Origin of the sequence: Mesorhizobium sp. M0088 (assembly GCF_040322895.1) — a bacterium.
Classification (GTDB): Bacteria; Pseudomonadota; Alphaproteobacteria; order Rhizobiales; family Rhizobiaceae; genus Mesorhizobium.
In genome coordinates, this window is record NZ_JAMYUI010000048.1 from 1 (window position 1) to 19865 (window position 19865).

The 19865-nt window shown below is 63.1% G+C and carries 14 protein-coding genes; 8 read left to right on the plus strand and 6 right to left on the minus strand.

Annotated elements, in window-relative coordinates:
- Window positions 1-291 precede the first annotated feature (291 nt).
- A complete protein-coding gene (locus NKJ67_RS34235; RefSeq protein ID WP_352585753.1) occupies window positions 292-1455 on the minus strand; it encodes an MFS transporter in 1164 nt (387 codons plus the stop codon).
- A 49-nt stretch (window positions 1456-1504) separates the two neighbouring features.
- On the opposite strand from NKJ67_RS34235, the gene NKJ67_RS34240 reads away from it, so the two are divergent.
- Window positions 1505-2044, plus strand: a complete 540-nt coding sequence (locus tag NKJ67_RS34240) for an Lrp/AsnC family transcriptional regulator (protein WP_127320961.1) — start codon at window positions 1505-1507, stop codon at window positions 2042-2044.
- Window positions 2045-2053: 9 nt separating this feature from the next.
- Here NKJ67_RS34240 and mtnA read toward each other — a convergent pair whose 3' ends face one another.
- Together mtnA and mtnK are read right to left on the minus strand one after the other, a co-directional pair.
- Window positions 2054-3148: an S-methyl-5-thioribose-1-phosphate isomerase gene (mtnA, locus tag NKJ67_RS34245; protein WP_256748496.1), complete on the minus strand. Its 1095-nt coding sequence runs from the start codon at window positions 3146-3148 to the stop codon at window positions 2054-2056.
- Complete coding sequence (mtnK, locus tag NKJ67_RS34250) at window positions 3145-4419, minus strand: S-methyl-5-thioribose kinase (RefSeq protein ID WP_352585756.1); 1275 nt, start codon at window positions 4417-4419, stop codon at window positions 3145-3147. The genes mtnA and mtnK overlap by 4 nt, the downstream gene beginning before the upstream one ends.
- 135 nt (window positions 4420-4554) lie before the next feature.
- Here mtnK and NKJ67_RS34255 point away from each other — a divergent pair, with 135 nt between their 5' ends.
- From NKJ67_RS34255 to NKJ67_RS34265, 3 genes are all read left to right on the plus strand, one after another.
- A complete protein-coding gene (locus tag NKJ67_RS34255; RefSeq protein WP_352585758.1) occupies window positions 4555-6066 on the plus strand; it encodes a sugar ABC transporter ATP-binding protein in 1512 nt (503 codons plus the stop codon).
- A gap of 79 nt (window positions 6067-6145) precedes the next feature.
- Entirely contained in the window at window positions 6146-7141 is a 996-nt protein-coding gene (locus NKJ67_RS34260) for an ABC transporter permease (RefSeq protein ID WP_127270087.1), read from the plus strand.
- 50 nt (window positions 7142-7191) lie between these two features.
- Window positions 7192-8244 carry a substrate-binding domain-containing protein gene (locus NKJ67_RS34265; protein WP_023808755.1) on the plus strand — a complete coding sequence of 351 codons (1053 nt, stop codon included), beginning with the start codon at window positions 7192-7194 and terminating at the stop codon, window positions 8242-8244.
- A gap of 219 nt (window positions 8245-8463) precedes the next feature.
- On the opposite strand, the gene NKJ67_RS34270 is transcribed toward NKJ67_RS34265, so the two are convergent.
- The 3 genes from NKJ67_RS34270 to NKJ67_RS34280 all read right to left on the minus strand — a co-directional run bounded on the left by NKJ67_RS34270 (window position 8464) and on the right by NKJ67_RS34280 (window position 12559).
- Window positions 8464-9267 (minus strand): alpha/beta fold hydrolase, encoded by an 804-nt coding sequence (locus NKJ67_RS34270; RefSeq protein ID WP_352585761.1) that lies wholly within the window; start codon window positions 9265-9267, stop codon window positions 8464-8466.
- Between the two features lie 181 nt (window positions 9268-9448).
- Window positions 9449-11503 carry a bifunctional aldolase/short-chain dehydrogenase gene (locus tag NKJ67_RS34275; protein WP_352585762.1) on the minus strand — a complete coding sequence of 685 codons (2055 nt, stop codon included), beginning with the start codon at window positions 11501-11503 and terminating at the stop codon, window positions 9449-9451.
- Window positions 11504-11593: 90 nt separating this feature from the next.
- Window positions 11594-12559 carry a sugar-binding transcriptional regulator gene (locus NKJ67_RS34280; protein ID WP_352585764.1) on the minus strand — a complete coding sequence of 322 codons (966 nt, stop codon included), beginning with the start codon at window positions 12557-12559 and terminating at the stop codon, window positions 11594-11596.
- 187 nt (window positions 12560-12746) lie between these two features.
- On the opposite strand from NKJ67_RS34280, the gene NKJ67_RS34285 reads away from it, so the two are divergent.
- The 4 genes from NKJ67_RS34285 (at window position 12747) to NKJ67_RS34300 (ending at window position 19721) form a co-directional block, all read left to right on the plus strand.
- Window positions 12747-14387, plus strand: a complete 1641-nt coding sequence (locus NKJ67_RS34285; protein WP_127269136.1) for an acyl-CoA synthetase — start codon at window positions 12747-12749, stop codon at window positions 14385-14387.
- A gap of 188 nt (window positions 14388-14575) precedes the next feature.
- Window positions 14576-15181, plus strand: coding sequence for a TetR/AcrR family transcriptional regulator (locus NKJ67_RS34290; protein WP_352585766.1), 606 nt, complete (start codon window positions 14576-14578; stop codon window positions 15179-15181).
- Between the two features lie 51 nt (window positions 15182-15232).
- Window positions 15233-16375, plus strand: a complete 1143-nt coding sequence (locus NKJ67_RS34295; RefSeq protein WP_127269134.1) for an efflux RND transporter periplasmic adaptor subunit — start codon at window positions 15233-15235, stop codon at window positions 16373-16375.
- Window positions 16376-16574: 199 nt separating this feature from the next.
- Entirely contained in the window at window positions 16575-19721 is a 3147-nt protein-coding gene (locus NKJ67_RS34300; RefSeq protein ID WP_127381939.1) for an efflux RND transporter permease subunit, read from the plus strand.
- Window positions 19722-19865 lie beyond the last annotated feature (144 nt).

Genomic DNA, 19865 nt, shown 5'->3' on the forward strand with positions numbered 1-19865 from the left:
GGAGTTCGCCAATGCAACTTGACACCACAGATAGTCGCTCATTGCCCTGCCGGGCATTTCTCCCCGTATAGTGACGGGGAGAAAGAGGCTGGCCGCAACCTCGGCGCCCTTCTTGCGACGCTGGCGATTGGCGACATCGCCGATGAGAGAACCCCTCTCCCCGTCACTATACGGGGAGAGGATGCCGACAGGCAGGTGAGGGGCGGCCCCAGCGCCCGTAAAGGGTGACGGGCGAATTTGAAACCTGAAGCGACTGCTCTGGAAGACGGATAGCCAATCCCGTTCTGTCGACTAGCGCCACGCCGCCGCCGATGCGGCGATCAGCATCAGCGATGCTGCGACCATTGCGCAGGTGGCAAAACCAAAGCTGGAGTAGAGCGGCCCGAAGCTGGTGGTGCCGACGAAGACCGCGAGGTAAGTCACCGCACTGTTCAGGCCCATGATCGTGCCGCGCCGCGAGGGATCGAGCGCAGACAGGCGCATTACCAGGACATTCAGGCCGAAATGATTGGCCAGTCCCCAGATTGCCACCATGGTCAAGGTCAGCCCGAAACTGCCGCTCGTCGCCGCCATCGCGACATAGACGACTGCGACCAGAAGATAGGCGAACGGCATGACGCGCCGCGCACCCAGTCTGTCGATGACGCCGTCGAGCAGAGCAGCCGTCCCGAAGCCTATGCCGTAGGCAAGCGCCGCCAGGCCATTGGCGCTCACCGGCTGTCCCAGCCCGACATGAAGATGGTCGCCGAGATAGCCATAGACGCCGTAGAACGAAGTCATGAAGGCCGCGCACGCGACCAGCAGCGGCAGGATTCCGGGAATGCCGAGCGCTTCCAGCGGGGCGGGCGCCGGTCCGGCCTTCCTGATGTCGCTGAGCGACGTCGCTGTCAGCCCCATCCATGCAAGGGCCGCGAGCACCGCGACCGCTGCGAAAACGGCGCGCCAATGCACAAGATCGGCAAGCACGGCCGAAAGCGAAACGCCGGCGACCATGCTGAGCGTCCATCCGGTCAGCACGACGCCGATCGTGCCGCTTTCACGGCCCGGCGGCGCGATGGCCGCGGCGCTGGCATAGATCGCGGGCATGGCGATGCCGGCAGCGATGCCGGCGAGTAACTGTGCCGCGACCAGCATGGTCACCGTCAGTGCCGCGGCACTTGCGACCAGCGCGAGTGCCAACAGCAACAGTGCGCTCTGCAGCATCCTGCGAGCACCGAGGCGGTCGATGTAGCGCGCAAGGAACAGGGCGCTTGCGGAGGTGCCAAGGCCGAACGCTGCCGCCGCAATCATCACGGCCGGCACGCTGGTGCCGAACGACGAGGCGACAGCCGGTGCGATCGGACCCAGCACAAGCGAGTTCGAGCCAATGACGGCGATGCATCCGGTCAGCAGATAGGCAAGCGCCGGGATCGGGGCTCGGGCGGTCAATGGTGCAACTTGATCAATGTTCGACATATCAGCATAATGGCCGTATTCTATTCAGCGGAGAACCGGGAATTTCGCCATGGATGAAGAAACAGATGGCATTCTGCAGAACAGGCCAGCGGCCCGCGATCTCGACGCGATAGACCGAAGAATATTAGGCGTCCTGGTCGACGACGCCACGATCAGCTACGCCGAACTCGGCGATCGCGTCGGCTTGTCGCCACCCGCAGCGCATGAGCGGGTCAAACGGCTCCGTCGCAGCGGCGCCATCCGCAACACAGTCGCCATAATCGATCCCCGGGCGGTGAAAAAGCCTTTGCTTGCCTTTGTCCATATCGACACCAGGGGCTGGGGAAAGACGCCGGAACTGATGGCGGTCTCCCAATATCCCGAAGTCGAGGAGATCCATACCGTCGCCGGCGACACCTGCATGCTGCTGAAGGTCCGCACGGAAGACACCAGGGCACTCGAAGGCCTTTTGGCGCGCCTGTACGAAACGCCGGGGGTCACCTCGACGCGCAGCTATGTGGTTTTATCGACCTACCTGGAGCGGCCGGTACAGCCGGGCATTACCGAGACGTGGCCGACCCCGAAGCATATGGCCGAGCCTCTGTACTAGGGACGTGGGCTACGCCCGCTCGGGGAACATCGCCTTCAATCCCTCGCGCGATGCCTTGGCAACGCCGCGCTCGGTGATCAAGCCGGTCACCAGCCGCGCCGGCGTCACATCGAAGGCCGGGTTGGCCGCAGGCGTCGTCTCCGGCGAAATGCGCACCTGGGCAATCTCGCCGGCAGCGGTCTTGCCCCAGACCAGCGAGACCTCGTCGGCCGAGCGCTGCTCGATCGGGATCTCGGCCAGTCCGTCATGCACGGTCCAGTCGATGGTCGGCGACGGCAGTGCGACATAGAACGGCACATCATTGTCGGCGGCGGCGAGCGCCTTGAGATAGGTGCCGATCTTGTTGCAGACATCGCCGTCGGCCGTTGTGCGGTCGGTGCCGACGATGACCATGTCGATTGCGCCGCGCTGCATCAGATGGCCGCCGGCATTGTCGACGATCAGTGTGTGCGGCACGCCGTGCCCGGCCATCTCCCAGGCGGTCAGCTGTGCGCCCTGGTTGCGCGGCCGCGTTTCATCGACATAGACATGGACCGGAATGCCGGCTTCTGTGGCCAGGTAGATCGGCGCCGTGGCGGTGCCGTAGTCGACGGTGGCCAGCCAGCCGGCATTGCAGTGGGTCAGGATGTTGACCGGCTCGCCCTTCTGCTTGCGCGCAGCGATCGCCTTGATGATGGCAAGACCGTTCTCGCCGATGGCGCGGTTGAGACCGACATCTTCGTCGGCGATCTCACTGGCCCGCCGATAGGCGGCTGCCGCGCGTTGTTCGGAAGGCAAAGGCCGCAGGAAGCGCCGCATCTCGTCCAGCGCCCAGCGCAAATTGATCGCGGTTGGCCGCGTCTCGTGCAGGGTCTCCCACACGGCATCGAGCGCTGTATCCGACGGATCGTCAGCCATCTGCATGGCGACGCCGTAGGCAGCGGTGACGCCGATCAGCGGCGCGCCGCGTACCCACATGTCGCGGATGGCGGTGGCGATGCCGTCGACCGTGCCGATCGTTTCGATGCGGAAATCGTGCGGCAGCCAGCGCTGGTCGATGATATCGACCGAACGGCCGTCGTCGCTCAGCCAGATGGTGCGATAGTGGCGGTCGCCGACGTTCAATTGCTGCTCTCCTGTTCGATCAGCGCGGCCAAATTGTTGACCTCGTCGATGCTGTGGATCTGGCGCCGGTTGACGGCGAGATGGCGGCCGAATCGCAGCGCCTTTGCTTCACAACTGGCGCGCAAATCCTCATCGGCAATGGTCTCGAAATCGGCATTGTGGGCGAGGCCGAGGATACGTCGATGAACCTCGATGCCGGCAAAGCCGAGCAGGTCGGTCCACATCTGGTGCAGCACATGGTCGAGCGCCTGCTCGGCGCCGAGCCTGTCGCCCTGATCCTCGAACAGGCTCCTCTGGTAGAGCATGCCGGTGCGCTCGGTTCGCCATAGATGCGAGAATTCGGCGCGGAACACTGACCATGTCTCGACCGTCACACCGAGCAGATAGGCGCGCATGGCGTCGCGCTTTCCCTCCTCCTCGTGGCCGCGTTGCGAGAAGAACGACATCCAGAAATTGGCGAGCAGCATGCCGACATCGAAAGCCATCGGACCGTAGAAGGCGAACTCCGGATCGATCATCCGGGTTTCGCTGTCGGTGACCATGATCGAGCCGGAATGCAGATCGCCATGCAGCAGCGTTTCGGCATTGGCGGCGAAGATGTGCTTCAGCCGCTGCGCCTCGACCTTGAGGTCGCGGTCGGCGCGCAGATCGGCGACCAGGCCGTCGAGCTGCGGCGAGGTGTGCCGGTTCATCTTGGCGTCGAAATAGGGGTCGGAAAACACCAGGCTCTCGGTGATGTCGCAGAGCTCGACATTGTCGGCGAACAGCGCCAGATCGGCCTTGCGGTCCTTGGCGGCCATGTGCAGGTCGGAGCCGCGAAACAGCGTCCGGGCCATGAACAGGCCGATGTCCCGGGCAATGTTCGGCAGCTGGCGGCCGTCGATCAGGGCGCGGCGCAGGATGATGTGCGGCGGCGCAAGATATTCCATGATGATCAGCGCCTGGCCTTCATCGAAATAATGGATCGCCGGCACCGAGCCTGGCGCGCGCGCCTCTTGCCTGGTCAGCGCGTGATATTCGAAGAAGGAGCGCTTCAACGGCAGCGGCCAGCTGTCGCCGACCAGGCGAACATAGGGCAGGGCCTGCTTGACCACGGCTGCACCGCTGGCGCCCTCGACGATGAACACCAGGTTGAGATTGCCGTCGCCGACCTCGCGAACCTTCCAGGCGCCAGTGTCCTTGCCGATCTTCGCGCATAGCGCCTCGTTGCCGCCAAGGCGTGCAGCCAGGGTTTCGACCGATAGTGCTTCGAACGGCAATTTTTCAGTCATCGTCATCCTCCCGCTTATGCGCTCCGAACATAACGGAGGCGTGGCGGCTGGGCCAAGCTAGGAAGCGATCTGGCAATTGTCAATCGTGTTGACAATTGCCGATGCAGCCCATAGCGTCATGTCAGGGAGGAACGCATGGTCGGTAATGCCGTGTTCCGCGTAGAGGGACTGAGGAAATCCTTTGGCCATAACGAGGTGCTAGGCGGCGTCTCGGTCGAATTGCATGCCGGCGAAGTCACCGTGCTGATGGGCGCCAACGGCGCCGGCAAATCCACCCTCGTCAAGATCATCTCCGGTGTCTACGAACGCGGCGGCGGCACGATGGCGCTCGCCGACCAGGATTTCGCACCGAAAACCCCGGCGGAAGCGATCCGCGCCGGCGTCGTCACCGTGCACCAGAATATCAACGACGGTGTCGTCGCCGACCTCGACGTCGCCACCAACCTGACCCTCGACCGGCTGAGCGGCAGCGGCGCGCCGACCCTGTTCAATCCGGTTCGTGTGCGGCGGGAGGCCAAGGCGGTTGCCGACCGCATGGGGCTGGCCATCGATTTGAAGGCGCGGGTGAGCGATCTTTCGCTGGCCGATCGCCAGATGGTGGCGATTGCCCGCGCGCTGGCGCACAAGCCGAAAGTGCTGATCCTCGACGAGCCGACCTCATCGCTCTCCAGCGCCGAGGCCGACCGGCTGTTCGCGCTGATCGACAGGCTGCGCGAGCAGGGCGTGGCGATCCTCTACATCTCGCATCGCATGTCGGACATCAGGCGGCTGGCCGATCGCATCGTCTCGATGCGTGACGGGATCATCTCAGGCATTTTCGACAAGAAACCGCTCGACTATGAAGGCGCGGTCAACGCCATGCTCGGCCGCAAGATCCATCTCGAGCAGATCGTCGTCAGGAATTCGGCCAAGGCAGTCCTGGCGATCGAGGGTCTGCGCATTGCGCCGGGCGCCCGGCCGATCTCGCTGACGCTCGGCGACGGCGAGGTCGTTGCCATCACCGGCCTCGTCGGCGTCGGCAAGACGGCGCTTGCCGAGACGCTGTTTGGCGTGCGCCGGCCGCTCGCCGGTACAATGACGCTGAACGGCAGGCCTTATGCACCTGAAACAGCCGGCGAAGCGATCGCTGCCGGCGTGTTCCTGGTCGCCAAGGACCGCGGCGAGAACGGCATCGTCCAAGGCTTCAACATCCAGGAAAATATCAGCCTGCCGTTTCACAAGCGCATGTCGCGCTTCGGCATCCTGAGGCGCCGCCTCGAACGCACCACGGCACGCCGGCAGATCGAGGAGTTGAGCATCGTCTGCCGTTCCGAGAAGGACGAGATGTCGGAGCTGTCCGGCGGTAACCAGCAGAAGGTGATGGTCGCTCGCTGGATGGCGCAGGATGCAAGGCTGTTCATTCTGGATGAGCCGTTTCAGGGCGTCGATATCTCGGCCCGGCGCGACATTGCCGCCAAGCTCAGGGCGAGTGCAAACGGACGCGCCACGCTGGTGTTCGTCACCGAACTCGACGAGGCCCTGGAGACCGCCGATCGCATCCTGGTCATGTCGGAACAGACTATCGTCGGCGAACACCGCAATGCCGATGTCGATCTCGACCGCCTGCTGGCCGAGGTTGCCGGCGGACCGCTGCACAGTGCGGCCTGAGCGCGGGCGATAGGAATTGGAATGGAGAGAGCATGGGTTCGGATTGGATAAAGACGGCAGCAGCGCGCGGGAGCGCCGGATGACATTGCGCGACCACGCCATCCGGTACGGGTTCATCGTGCTCTTGTTCGGGCTCGTCGCCTATTTCTCGATCGCCGCCGACGGTTTCGTTTCGCCGCAAAGTGCCGTTTTCATCTTCCAGTCGGTCGCCATCACCGGCGTGCTGGCGCTCGGCGTCACCGCCACGCTGGTCGTCGGCGGCTTTGATCTCTCGATCGGCTCCGTCGCCACGTCAGCCATGATGGCGGCCGCCTATGTGATGGTGGTGCTGGAGCAGAACGCCCTTGTCGCGGTCGTCGTCTGCCTGCTCATCGGCGCAATTGTCGGCCTGATCAATGGCTGGCTGATCGTCTACATGCGCGTGCCCGATCTGCTGGCGACGCTCGGCATGATGTTCCTGCTCGTCGGCCTGCAGCGCATTCCAACCGAAGGCCGCTCGATCGCCACCGGCATGACCATGCCGGACGGTTCGGTCGCCAGCGGCAAATTCTCCGACGCCTTCCTGGCGCTCGGCCGCCACCGTTTCGATTTCTTCATCCCGAACCTCATTCCGGTGTCGGTGGTGGTCCTGCTCGTGCTCGCCGTGCTGATCTGGTTCTTCCTCGAATACACACGTTTCGGTCGCATGATGTATGCCGTCGGCAGCAATGAGCGCGCCGCCGAACTCGCCGGTGCGCCTGTCAAGGCATACAAGATCTGGGCCTACGTTATTTCAGGAGTTTTTGCCTCGATCGGCGGCATTTTGCTCGCTGCCCGGCTTGGACGCGGCGACATCGCCTCGGGTAATAATCTGCTGCTCGATGCGGTCGCCGCGGCACTGATCGGCTACGCGGTGCTAGGTGCCGCCAAGCCGAACGCCTTCGGCACTGCCATCGGTGCGCTGTTCGTCGGCATCTTGCTGCAAGGCCTGACGATGATGAACGCGCCTTACTATACGCAGGATTTCGTCAAGGGCGTGGTTCTGGTCGTCGCCCTTGTCTTCACCTTTGCGCTTTCGGGCAGAGGCCGGAGGTAGCTTTCGACCGGAACAGGATTTTGGGTTCAACAAGAGTGGAGGAAAACAAAGTGAGCATTACAAGAAGACTTCTGGGGAAGGTGGCGCTCGGATTGGCCGGCGCAACCATGCTGATGCAGGTCCCGGCTTTTGCCGCGGACAAGCCGGCGCCTTTCGACAAGCCCGGCGTGAAGATCGCGCTGGTGCGTTATCTCTCGACCGGCGACTTCTTCCAGGCCTATCTGTCGGGCGTCGAGGCGCAGTCGAAGGCGCTCGGCATCGACCTGCGTGTCCTCGACAGCCGCCAGGATGCCGCCCTTCAGTCCGACATGGTCGATCAGGCCATCGCGCTTGGCGTGCAGGGCATCATCATCCAGCACGGCCTGACGGAATCGATGAAGGACGCCGCCCAGCGTGCGGTCGACGCCGGCATCAAGGTGGTGGCGTTCGACGTCAATGTCGAGAATCCCAAGATCCCGCAGATCGAACAGTCCGACCGCGACCTGGCGCGCCTCGCGCTCGAGCAGGCTGTCAAGGACAATGGCGAGAGCTGGAATGCCGGCTATGTCTATGTCGCCGGCATCGCGCCGCTCGATCGTCGCAACGAGACCTGGGTCGACGTGAAGAAGAAATATGCCGGCATCAAGGAAGTCGCGATGTTCGGCACGCTCGACAATCCGATTGCCAACTCCGTCGCCAACCAGGCGCGTTCGGTGCTGACGGCGCATCCCGACATCAAGGTGATGTTCGCTCCCTATGACGAATTCGCCAAGGGCGTGAAGATCGCCGTCGACGAAGCGGGCTTGAACAAGGGCATCAAGATCTATTCGGCCGATATCTCGACGTCCGATATCGCTGCGATGCGTGAGCCCGACAGCGCCTGGGCCGCGACCGCCGCGACCAATCCGGCCGTCGTCGGCCAGGTTTCGGTGCGTGCGCTGGCGCAGCTGCTGGCCGGCGAAGATCCCGGCCACAACGTCGTCGTGCCGCCGACGCTGATCACCCAGAAGGACCTCATCGACAAGGACATCAAGAACATGGAAGACCTGTCGGCCAAGCTGCCGCAGTTCGCCCATGCCGATGTCGCGATGCCGGCCTGGATGCCGAACCCGAACGCGAAGTAGGTTTCGCTATCGAAGGCCGCCTGCAGCCGCTTGCTGCAGGCGGCCTTTTTGCCGAATATCTGCAGCCGGCGCCAGGCTCCGGCCCAAGGTACGGTGCTTATATGGAAGTCCAGGCGGCAATCGAGGAAGACCTGTCCGGCGCCGTCGCCGGAACCTTGTTTCGATGCCCGCAGTGACGAGGCTGATTCGAGGCTGGGAACCAGGGCCTGGAAACACATTCTAGAGTTGCTGTAGCAGGGGTTTCGCGGCGGCCGAAGGATGCTGGTCGTTCCAGAAGTCGAGCACAGTCGAGATTATTGCCTCCGGCGCGTCTTCCTGAACGAGATGTTTGGCATTTGGAACCGTGATGAACGGCGCACCGGGAATGCGGCGCGCGAGTTCTCGCCCGTCGTCGAGCGGAATCCACTCGTCGTCTTCACCCCACAGGATCGTCACAGGGCAACGTATCTCGCCGTATCGCCACTCGACCTCTCGACTGTACTTGTCGTCCATCTGTGCGATCTGACGCCAAAAAGCCTTCTGTCCCTCGTCTCCAAGCCATGGCTGCAGATAGAGCTGCATTTCGTCCGCGCGCAACGCGTTCGCGACAGAGCCGCCGATATAGGCGCGAAGCATGGCTTCATGGATATAGGCCGGCAGACCGGCAAACGCTTTCTCGTGTTCTTTTGCCGCTTGAACCAAGGGCGATCCCTGAGGGCTGATCGCGACCGGATCAATCAGCACCAGAGAGCGATAATCGAGCCCGTTGAGCAGGTGGCCGCGCAACGCGACGGAGCCGCCGAAGTCATGCGCCACGATGTCGGGCCACTCCAGCTCCCAGTGAGCGTAGAGCGCCGCAAACAGCTCGTTTTGAATCCCGCGCGACACGTCCGCGTCGGGCTTGGCGGATTGCCCGTAGCCGAGCATGTCGAAATAGTAGATCCGGCGCCGCTGCCCGAGCCAAGCTGCAAGGCGCCGCCATTCCACCGACGAGAACGGGGTACCATGAAGACCGCCGGCGGGCCGTCGCCGATCGTTCCCCATGCGATCGGGTGACCCGAAAAAATAAAGCGTTCGGGCAGGGACCAGTCATCGGTTGGCATGAGGGAACTCCTGCTTGACCTTGCTCGATCTCAATGGCCGGTCGGGTCGAAAGTTCCCAACCGCCCCTTCTCGAGCAAGCTTCGGAGTTGCACCGCACCTTTCGTCTGGACGGATCTCTACGTCAGCGCAGCGCTGCCGCGATATTCCCGCCGTCGACCGTTGTCACATCGGCGGTGGTGCGGTCGGCCAGCGCGTGATGCAGGAAGGCCTGCGCCACGTCCTGCGCCGTCACTTCCTGGCCGAGCAGATTGCCGGACATGTAGTCCTTCTCCGACACGCCCCGCGCGCCCGAACGGCTGGCGATCATGGCGTCGGTCAGAAGCCCCGAGCGGATGCGGTCGGCGTTGACGGCGTTGGAGCGGATGCCATGCGCGCCATAGTCGAGCGCGTATTGCCTGGACAGGAACAGTGTCGCCGCCTTCGGCACGCCATAGGCGCCGAACTTCGGGCCGGGGTTGACCGCCTGTTTGGAGGTGTTGAACAAAAGCACGCCGCCTGTGCCCTGCTCGAGCATGATGCGCACGGCATTCTGCGCCACCGATTGGTGGGCGAAGAAATTAAGCTCGAAACTCTTGCGCAGGAGTGCGTCGTCGAGCTCGCCGATGCGGCCTTCCCAGGCGGCGCCGGCATTGGAAACCAGGATGTCGACACCGCCGAACACGGCGACCGCCCTGTCGAAGGCGGCACGCACCTGCGCCGGGTCGGTGATGTCGGCGGCGACGCCGATCGAATTGTTGCCGGCCTTCTTCGCCGTCTCGGCTGCCTTTTCGGCGTCGAGATCGACAACGACGGCATGGGCGCCATTGTCGGCGAACAATTTGGCTGTCGCTGCACCGATCGCGCCGGCGCCGCCGGTGATCAGCACGACCTGGCCAGTCAGTGGCTTCGGCTTGTTGGAGGCGAGCTTGGCCTGTTCCAGCGACCAGTATTCCAGCGGGAACAGATCGGCCTTGGACAGCGGATGGAAACGGCCGACCGCCTCGGCGCCGCGCACCGCCTCGATCCACATCTCGCCGACATCCGAGGCGATCTTCGCGTCCTTCAGCGTGCGGCCATGGCCGAACATGCCGAGGCCCGGCACCAACGTCAGCCGCGGCATCTGGTCGAGCATGGTGCGCTTGACGTCGTCGAGCGCATCATTGGTTTCGAAATAGGCGCGATAATCCTTGGCGAACGCGTCGACATGGCTCTTGATCACCGCCTTGTAGTCACCGGTCTTGTCAGCATCGGGCGCCGGCAGCGCCATTGGGCCGGTCTTGATGCGGATCGACAGATCCGGTGTCGACACACCGCGTCCGGCATAGTCGGCGATCTCAGCCGAATTGATGAAATCGACAATTGCCGGCGAAGTGCGGAAATCGCTGATCATGCGGTCGAAGCGGCCTTCGCCGCGCGCTACCGCCACCGCACCACGCAGCATCGGCGCGATGGACGCCGGTGTCGCGAGGCTTGCCGGCAAGGCCGCCTTTGCCGCCTTCGGCTTGCCGCTTGCGGCAATGAAGTCCTCGGCGACATTCACATAGTGGATCATCCGGTCGTAGGCCTGTTTGGCGTCGTCGCCAAAGGTGAAGATGCCGTGCTTGTCGAGGATCAGGCCTTCGACATCAGGGTCGGTGTCGAAGATATCCGCGGCCGCCTTGGCGAGGTCGAAGCCGGGCATGATGTAAGGCACATAGCCCATTTTGGCGCCGAAAACCGTCTTCACCAGAGGTTTGGAGTCCTCCTGGTCGACGATGGCAAGGATGGCGGTCGAGTGCGTGTGGTCGACGAATTTGTGCGGCAAGAAGGCATGCAGCAGCGTCTCGACCGACGGGTTGGGCGAGGACGGATCGATGAGGTTGACGCGTTGCAGGGCAACCATGTCTTCGTCGGCCAGCCTGTTCAGCGCGCGCGCCTTGAGCAGCGGCTTGAGCTTGACCGCCGGCAGGCCCTGCGGCTCGATGACGCCCATATCCCAGCCGCTGCCCTTGACGCACAGCACGTCCCACTGGTCGCCGACGAGGTCGGTTGCCGTCGTCTTGCAGGAGGTGTTGCCGCCGCCATGCAGGACCAGCCGTGGTTCGCCGCCGAGCAGCCGGGTCGTGTAGACGCGCAGCGCCAGGTCGCGGCCGACACCCTTTTTCGCGTAGTCGGCGACGAGTTTTTCGGCTGCTTCGTCATTCCACAAATTCTTCATGTTCGCTTCGTCCGGTTGTTTGTCTTGATGGTGAAACAGGAATGCCGCGACGCTTTGATGACAATGCGCCGGCAGCGGAGAGCAGGATTTCTATGAGACCTTTTCTGTCGTGGCAGCCGCATGGTCCAGGAGCCGCTGCGCCATGTGCGCGCCGACCACCAGATGCGTGCAAAGGCCGCCGGCGATCGCCGCGAGCAGCGGTTCGAACTTGCTGTCCTCCTGCACCACCACCAAACGCCTGGCGATGGCGCGCAGCGAGGCAAGCTCGGCGGAGATCACCCGCCTATTATAACTGCAGTCGAGCACCTTGCCTTCGGCGTCTATGATCTGCCCGGCAATCACGCCGGCAGCGCCTTGGCTGCGCAGATCCGCCATTTCGCTTGGCGTCAGCGCGCCGCATTTGACCAGATGGCTGTCGGCGTCGACCGCGCCGACCGAGTATAACGCCAGGTCGCATTCGCTGACACCCGACAATTGTTCCCGGATCACCGGCTCGGCACGCAGCGCCCGCGCGAGTTCTTCCGTCGACAGCACCAGCGGCGCGTAGAAATTGAGTCCCTTGGCGTTGAGCCGCCGGGCGATCTCCATGGTGCATTGGTCGGGGCGATAGGAATAGGGTGCGCCGAGATTGCCGCAGAGCTGCACCACTGTGACATCCTGCAGATCGGCATAGGACATTACGTCGGCGATCATATAGACGGTGCGGCCCCAGGCGACGCCGATGCGGTCGCCCTTCTTGACCAGTTCGAGAAAGACGCTTGCCGCCAGCACGGCGATTTCCGTCGACGGGTCGGCAATATGATCATTCTCCGGTGCGATCCAGACGGCGTCGAGGCTCAACGCATCCTCGAGCTTGCGCGCCAGCACGTCGTCGGTGAAAAGCTGGGTCGAAGTCGAGATGTTGACGATGCCGGTCTCGCGCGCCTTGCGCAGATACATGGCGACCGAGGCACGGGAAATGTTAAGCTGGCTCGCCACCTGGTCCTGCCGCAGGCCATGGGCATAGTAGAGCCAGGCGGCCTTGTGGATGAGTTGTTCTGCCGGTCGGATCGCCATGCCGTCTCCTCGGCTGACATTATTCACGGCTCTCGACAAAAGTCAAACTGGGCAGAGGTATGCGATACTCCCGCTTACGCTGAATCTGGTTCATCATTGCGCCGAATGCGCTCTGTCGTGGCATCGTTTGTGGTGACGCGGACCGAGCCTGTGACTAGAACGTCTGAAAGAAATCGGGGAGCATGGGATGGGCAGTCCTTACGAACAGGATCTCGACAAGAACGCGGCCAACCATCAACCCCTGACACCGCTCACCTATCTTGAGCGCGCGGCCAAGACCTATCCCGACCATCTCGCCATCATTCATGGTCACCAGCGTATCGACTATCGCACCTTCTGGCAGCGGTCGCTGAAGCTTGCCTCGGCGCTCGACAGGCGCGGCATCGGCAAGGGCGACACCGTCACCGTCATGCTGTCAAACACGCCGCCGATGCTGGAGGCGCATTTCGGCGTGCCGATGACCAAGGCGGTGCTGCATTCGCTCAACACCCGCCTCGATGCCGCGGTCATCGCCTTCCAGCTCGATCATGCCGAGACCAAGGTGCTGATCGTGGACCGCGAATTCTCCGGCGTTGTCAGGCAGGCCCTGGAACTGGCCAAGGTCAAGCCGCTGGTCATCGACTATGACGATCCCGAATACGCCGACGACGCGCCGTATCCGAAGGGCGAGCGGGTTGGCACGCTGGACTATGAGGCGTTTGTCGCAGGCGGCGCCGAGGATTTCGCCTGGTCGATGCCCGACGACGAGTGGGACGCCATCTCGCTCAACTACACTTCCGGAACGACAGGCAATCCGAAGGGCGTCGTCTACCACCATCGCGGTGCCGCGCTGATGGCCTACACCAACACCATTCATGCGGGCATGGCCAAGCACGCGGTCTATCTCTGGACGCTGCCGATGTTCCACTGCAATGGCTGGTGCTTTCCCTGGACGCTCGCTGTCCAGGCCGGCACCCATGTCTGCCTGCGCTGGGTGCGGCCGAAGCCGATCTACGATGCGATTGCCGATCACGGCGTCACCCATCTGTGCGGCGCCCCGGTCGTCATGTCGGTGCTGATCAATGCCAGGGAGGAGGACAAGCGCGAATTCCCGCAGACTGTCACCTTCAACACCGCGGCAGCTCCGCCACCGGAAGCGGTGCTGTCGGGGATGGCCGATGCCGGCTTTGCCGTCACCCACCTCTACGGCCTGACCGAGACCTATGGTCCGGCGGTCGTCAACGAATGGCATGGCGCCTGGGATGATCTCGAAAAGGGCGAGCGCAGTGCCAGGAAGGCGCGGCAGGGCGTGCGCTATGCGGCGCTCGAAGGCCTGACCGTCATGGACCCCGAGACGATGCGGACCACACCGGCCGATGGTGAGACCATCGGCGAGGTCATGTTCCGCGGCAACATCGTCATGAAAGGCTATTTGAAGAACCGCAAGGCGAGCGACGAGGCCTTCGCCGGCGGCTGGTTCCACTCCGGCGATCTCGGCGTCATGCACCCCGATGGCTACATCCAGTTGAAGGACCGCTCCAAGGACATCATCATCTCCGGTGGCGAGAACATTTCCTCTATCGAGGTCGAGGACGCGCTCTACAAGCACCCGTCGGTTGCCTCTTGCGGCGTCGTCGCCAGGCCCGACGACAAATGGGGCGAGGTGCCTGTTGCCTATGTCGAGCTGAAGCCCGGCAAGGCCGCGACCGAAGCCGAGATCATCGATCACTGCCGCGCGCTGCTTGCCCGGTTCAAGGTGCCGAAGGCGGTCATCTTCGCCGAAATCCCGAAGACCTCGACCGGCAAGATCCAGAAATTCCGGTTGCGCGAGATGGCGAGGGGGACTTAAGCCTCGTCGCTGCTCTCCTCCAGTTACGACCTTTTGCGATTAGGCAAAGCCTCCGCGACTTTCGTCGGTTCCCTGTCACCATCTGTCACCATTCGTACGTGTACACCGAATCCGCATTGACAGGTCGCTCTTTTCAATTTACGAGTGACGAAAATCGAAATTCATCACTCGTAAATCGATAGAGGATCATGTCCGAAGCCGCCACCATAGTCGCCGAAGCCGCCCGACAGGAAAATGTAACGCGCATTCTCGATTGCGCCGAGCGCCTGTTCCGGCACTATGGCTACGGCAAGACCAATGTCGCCGACATCGCGCGTGAGCTCGGCATGTCGCCCGCCAACATCTACCGTTTCTTCGCCTCCAAGGTCGAAATCCACCAGGCCGTCTGCGGCCGTATGCTCGGCGCCAGCTACAACATGGCCTACGAGATTTCGCGCCTGCCGATCAGCGCCGAGGAGCGGCTTCGGCGTTACGTGCATGCGCAATACAAGATGACGATGGAGGTCATGCTCGACGACCAGAAGGTCCACGAGATGGTCATCGTCGCCCTCGAACGGGATTGGGGTGTGATCGACAAGCATGTCGACAGCATCCACGACCTGTTTGCGGAGGTGATCCGCGACGGCATCGAGGCCGGTGAGTTCAGACAACAGGACCCGGTGACCGCGTCGCGCTGCTTCGGTGCCGCAACGGTCATCCTGTGCCATCCGCAAATGGTGGCGCAGTGCCTTGCCAAGACCAACCGGGCGATGCCCGACGATCTGATCGACTATGCGATCAGAGCTCTGAAGTAATAGCCCCCGCCAGCCGGTTGTCGACCATTCATCTCCAGTCGGAGTACCAAGATGTCTTTGTCCAATTCCATCCTTCGCAAGCTGCCAGTTGCCGGCCTGATCGTCGCCACTCTCGGGCTTGCCGGCTGCAGCCAGGAAAAAGCCGAAGTCAAGGATATCATCCGTCCCGTCAAGGTTGTCGAGATCGCGAAGGTGCACGACACCCGCACGCTCTCCTATTCCGGCTCGGTGCGAGCCCGCACCGAGAGCGCTCTGGCGTTCCGCGTCAATGGCAAGATCACCGAGCGCCTCGTCGATATCGGCCAGCATGTGGCCGCGGGCGATGTGCTCGCCCGCATCGATCCCATTGACTACGACCTCTCGGTCAAGAGCGCGCAGGCAGCGCTCGATGCCGCCGAGCGGCAGGTCGAGACCGTGGAGCTTGCCCGCAAGCGAGCCGAGCAGCTTTTTGCCAAGAATTTTGCCCCGAAATCACAGCTCGAACAGGCGACCTTGACCTATGACCAAGCGGTCGCCACGCGTGATTCCGCCCTTTCGACACTTGCACAGGCGAAGAACCAGGTCGGCTATACCGATCTCAAGGCCGACAGGGATGGCATCGTCACCACGGTCAGTGCCGACGTCGGTCAGGTCGTCGGTTCCGGTACGCCGGTTGTCACTGTCGCCGTCGACGGCGAGAAGGAAGTGCTGATCGCCGTCCCCGAAATGGAAATCGCCGAATTCAGGCCGGGCAAGGCAGTCAAGGCGGGCTTCTGGTCCGACGATGCGCTGGCGCTCGATGGCAAGGTCCGCGAAGTCGCCGGCAGCGCCGATCCGCAGTCACGCACCTTTGCCGTCCGCGTCAGCCTGCCAAACGATCCGCGTGTGCTGCTCGGCATGACCGCCAGCATCGAAGCCTCGGCGGCCAATGAGCGGCAGTTGGTCTCGATCCCGCTGAGCGCATTGGCCGAGCAAGGCACCCAATCGATCGTCTGGACCGTCGATCGTGGCGCCGACACCGTTCATGCCCGTCCGATCAAGGTTGCCGAGTTCGCCGCCGATGGCGTGCGTGTCGCAGAGGGTTTGAAACCCGGCGATGTCGTGGTCGCCGCCGGCACGCAATTCATGACCGAAAACCTGAAGGTGAAGCTCGCTGGTGATGCGGCGCTGCAATCGGCATCCGCGGCAGACGGCGACGCCAAGCAGGTGCGCTGACGACAGACAACCGGCTGCGCGTTCCCGCAGTCGTTGGTTTCCGGGCGGCAGGCGCCCGACCGAGACGCTCGATTGATGTAACCCCCACATCGATCTCGCGTCCCACCGCGATGAGTGCTTCTCCGCTCGGAGAGCCTTGCCGCCCGGAAGCCACTATGAACCCTCGATTTTGTTGCGCTAGATAGATGGACCAGCGTCGATGACCAATTCCACGGAAGAGAAGCGGCCCTTCAACCTGTCGCGCTGGGCAATCGGCCATCCCGCCATTGCGCGGTTCCTGTTCGGCCTGATCATCATTTCCGGCGCGCTCGGTCTGATGCGTATGGGCCAGAAGGAAGATCCCGATTTCACCTTCCGGATCATGGTCGTCCAGGCGATCTGGCCGGGCTCCTCGATCAAGGAGATGGAAGACCAGGTCGTCAACAAGATCGAACGCAAGCTGCAGGAAACGCCGCATCTCGATTTCGTGCGCTCCTTCACCCGCGCCGGCAGCGCCATCATCACCGTGCAGATCAAGGGCGACACCAACACCGCCGAGGTGACCGACGCCTTCTACCAGGTGCGCAAGAAGGTGGGCGATATCCAGGGCGACCTGCCGCAAGGTCTGCTCGGCCCCTATTTCAACGACGAGTTCGGCGACACCTTCATCACCTTGCATTCGATCAGCGGCGACGGCTTTAGCTATCCCGAACTGAAGAAGTTCGCCATCCAGGCGCGCGACATGCTTTTGACGACGCCCGGCGTCGAGAAGGCCGTCATCATCGGCGACCAGCCGGAAAAGCTCTATATCGACGTCTCGTCCAAGGCCTTGGCCGAACGCGGCCTGACGCTGACCGATCTGCAGAATGCGATCAAGGGACAGAACAATGTCGACCCGGCCGGCTCCGTCGATACCGGCACCAACTCGGTACGCATCTCCGTCGAGGGCGATGTCGGCAAGGTCGAGGATATCCGGAACCTGCGCCTGCGCGCCGGCGGCCAGGTCACAAGGCTGGGCGACATCGCCACGGTGACCTCGGGGCTGGAAGATCCGTTCCAGCGCAAATACCGCTTCAACGGTCACGACAGCGTGCAGTTGGGCGTCGTCATGGCCAAGGGCTTCAAGGTTACCGACGTCGGCAAGGATGTCGAGGCCACCTACAAGCGCTTCGAAGAGGCGCTGCCCTACGGGGTTGCGGTCGACCAGATCTCCGACCAGCCGGGCGTCGTCACCGATGCGGTGGCCGAGTTCATGCATGCGCTTGGCGAAGCGCTGCTGATCGTGCTCGTCGTCTCGTTCCTGTCGATAGGCTGGCGTTCCGGTCTGGTCATCGCCATCGCCATCCCGCTGGTGCTGGCTGCGACCTTCGCCATCATGTACGAACTCGGCATCGACCTGCAGCGCATCTCGCTCGGCGCGCTGATCATCGCGCTCGGTCTTCTGGTCGACGACGCGATGATCGTCGTCGAGATGATGGAGCGCAAGCTGGAGGAGGGGATGGTCAAGGTCGAGGCGGCGAGTTTCGCCTATTCCTCGACCGCCTTCCCGATGCTGACCGGCACGCTGATCACCACAGCCGGCTTCATTCCGGTCGGCTTCGCGGCCTCGACCGCCGGCGAATATGTCCGCACCCTGTTCTATGTCGTCGGCATCGCGCTGATCGTCTCCTGGTTCGTCGCGGTCTATTTCACGCCATGGCTCGGCAACATGATCCTCAAGCAGCGCAAGCATGCCGGCAGCCATCACGATGTCTTCGACACGCGTTTCTACCGCCGGCTTCGTGCTACCGTCAGCTGGGCCGTGCGCCATCGCATCATCGTCCTGGTGATGACGCTGGTCACCTTCGGCACCAGCCTGTGGGCTTTCCAGTTCATTCCGCAGAACTTCTTCCCGCAATCGTCGCGGCCGGAAATCCTCGTCGACCTTTGGCTGCCGGAAGGCACCAGCATCAAGGAAGTCGAGGCGCAGGCCAAGGCGCTCGAAACCAAGATGATGGACGACAAGGACAAGCGTTTCATCGCCACCTATATCGGCGAAGGCGCGCCGCGCTTCTTCCTGCCGCTCGACCAGCAGCTGAGCAACCCCAACTTCGCCCAGCTGCTCGTCATGGCCAATGACGAACCGGCCCGCGAACGGTTGATCGTCAAGTTGCGCACCGTTCTGGCTGAAGACTTCCCATCCATCCGTGCCAAGGTCGATCGTCTGTTCCTCGGCCCGCCGACCGGCTGGCCGGTGCAGATGCGCGTCATGGGGCCGGATCGCCAGGAGGTGCGCCGCATCGCCGACCAGGTGAAGGCGAAGTTCCGTGAGGATCCGCTGCTTGGCGCCGTGCATGATGACTGGCTGGAGCCGGTTCCGGCGATGAAGCTGGTCATCGATCAGGATCGTGCCCGCGCACTCGGCGTCACCTCGCAGCGCATCCGCCAGATGCTGCAGGCGGCGATGTCCGGCGCGCCGCTCGACGACTTCCGCGACGGCGAGGAGACGGTGTCCATCGTCGCCCGCGAGCCGGATGCCAGCCGCAGCCTGCTGTCCTCGGTCGACTCGGTCTATATCCCGACCGACTTCGGTGGCTTCGTGCCGCTGTCGCAGGTTGCCAAGGTGGTGCCGGTATTGGAGCAAGGCATCGAGTGGCGCCGCGACCGTCTGCCGACCATCAGTGTGCGGGCAACGCTGCCCGACGGCGTGCAGTCCAATGACGTCGTCACCAAACTGTACAAGGATATGCAGGGCCTGCGTGACGGATTGGCGCCAGGTTACAAGGTCGAGATCCAGGGCGGTGCGGAGGATTCGGCGGAAAGCCAGGCTTCGATCGCCGCCAAGGCGCCGATCATGTTGGCCGTCATCGTCGTGCTTTTGATGATCCAGCTGCAGAACTTCGGCAAGGCGATGCTGGTGCTGGCGACCGGTCCGCTTGGCATTATCGGTGCTGCCGCGGCACTCTTGATCAGCGGCGCGCCGTTCGGCTTTGTCGCCATTCTCGGCGTCATCGCGCTGCTCGGCATCATCATGCGCAACTCGATCATCCTGGTCGACCAGATCGACCAGGACATCGCCGCGGGCATGGACCGCTACGAGGCGATCATCGGTTCGGCCGTGCGCCGTTTCCGGCCGATCACGCTGACGGCGCTGACGGCGGTGCTGGCGCTGATCCCGATCTCGCGCGGCGTCTTCTGGGGTCCGCTCGCCTACGCCATGATGGGCGGCATCCTCGTTGCCACGGTGCTGACAATCCTGGTCCTGCCTGCCGGCTACGCCCTGTTCTTCGGCCGGGAACCGAAGAAGCGCGGGGCGGAGGGGCGGACCGACGATCTGGAACTGAGCCAGGAAACCGAAAAGCCGCAACTGGCACTGGCCGCCGAATAGACCGATCACGCCAGTCGAAAAGGATCGGGGGCGCCGAAGGCCGCCCCATACGTTTAACATTTAGCAGGTCAGATGACCCAGAACCCCGTGGCGAGCCGCATAAACACCAACCCCGCGACCCGCGCGAGCTAGGGGCGGGCTGGT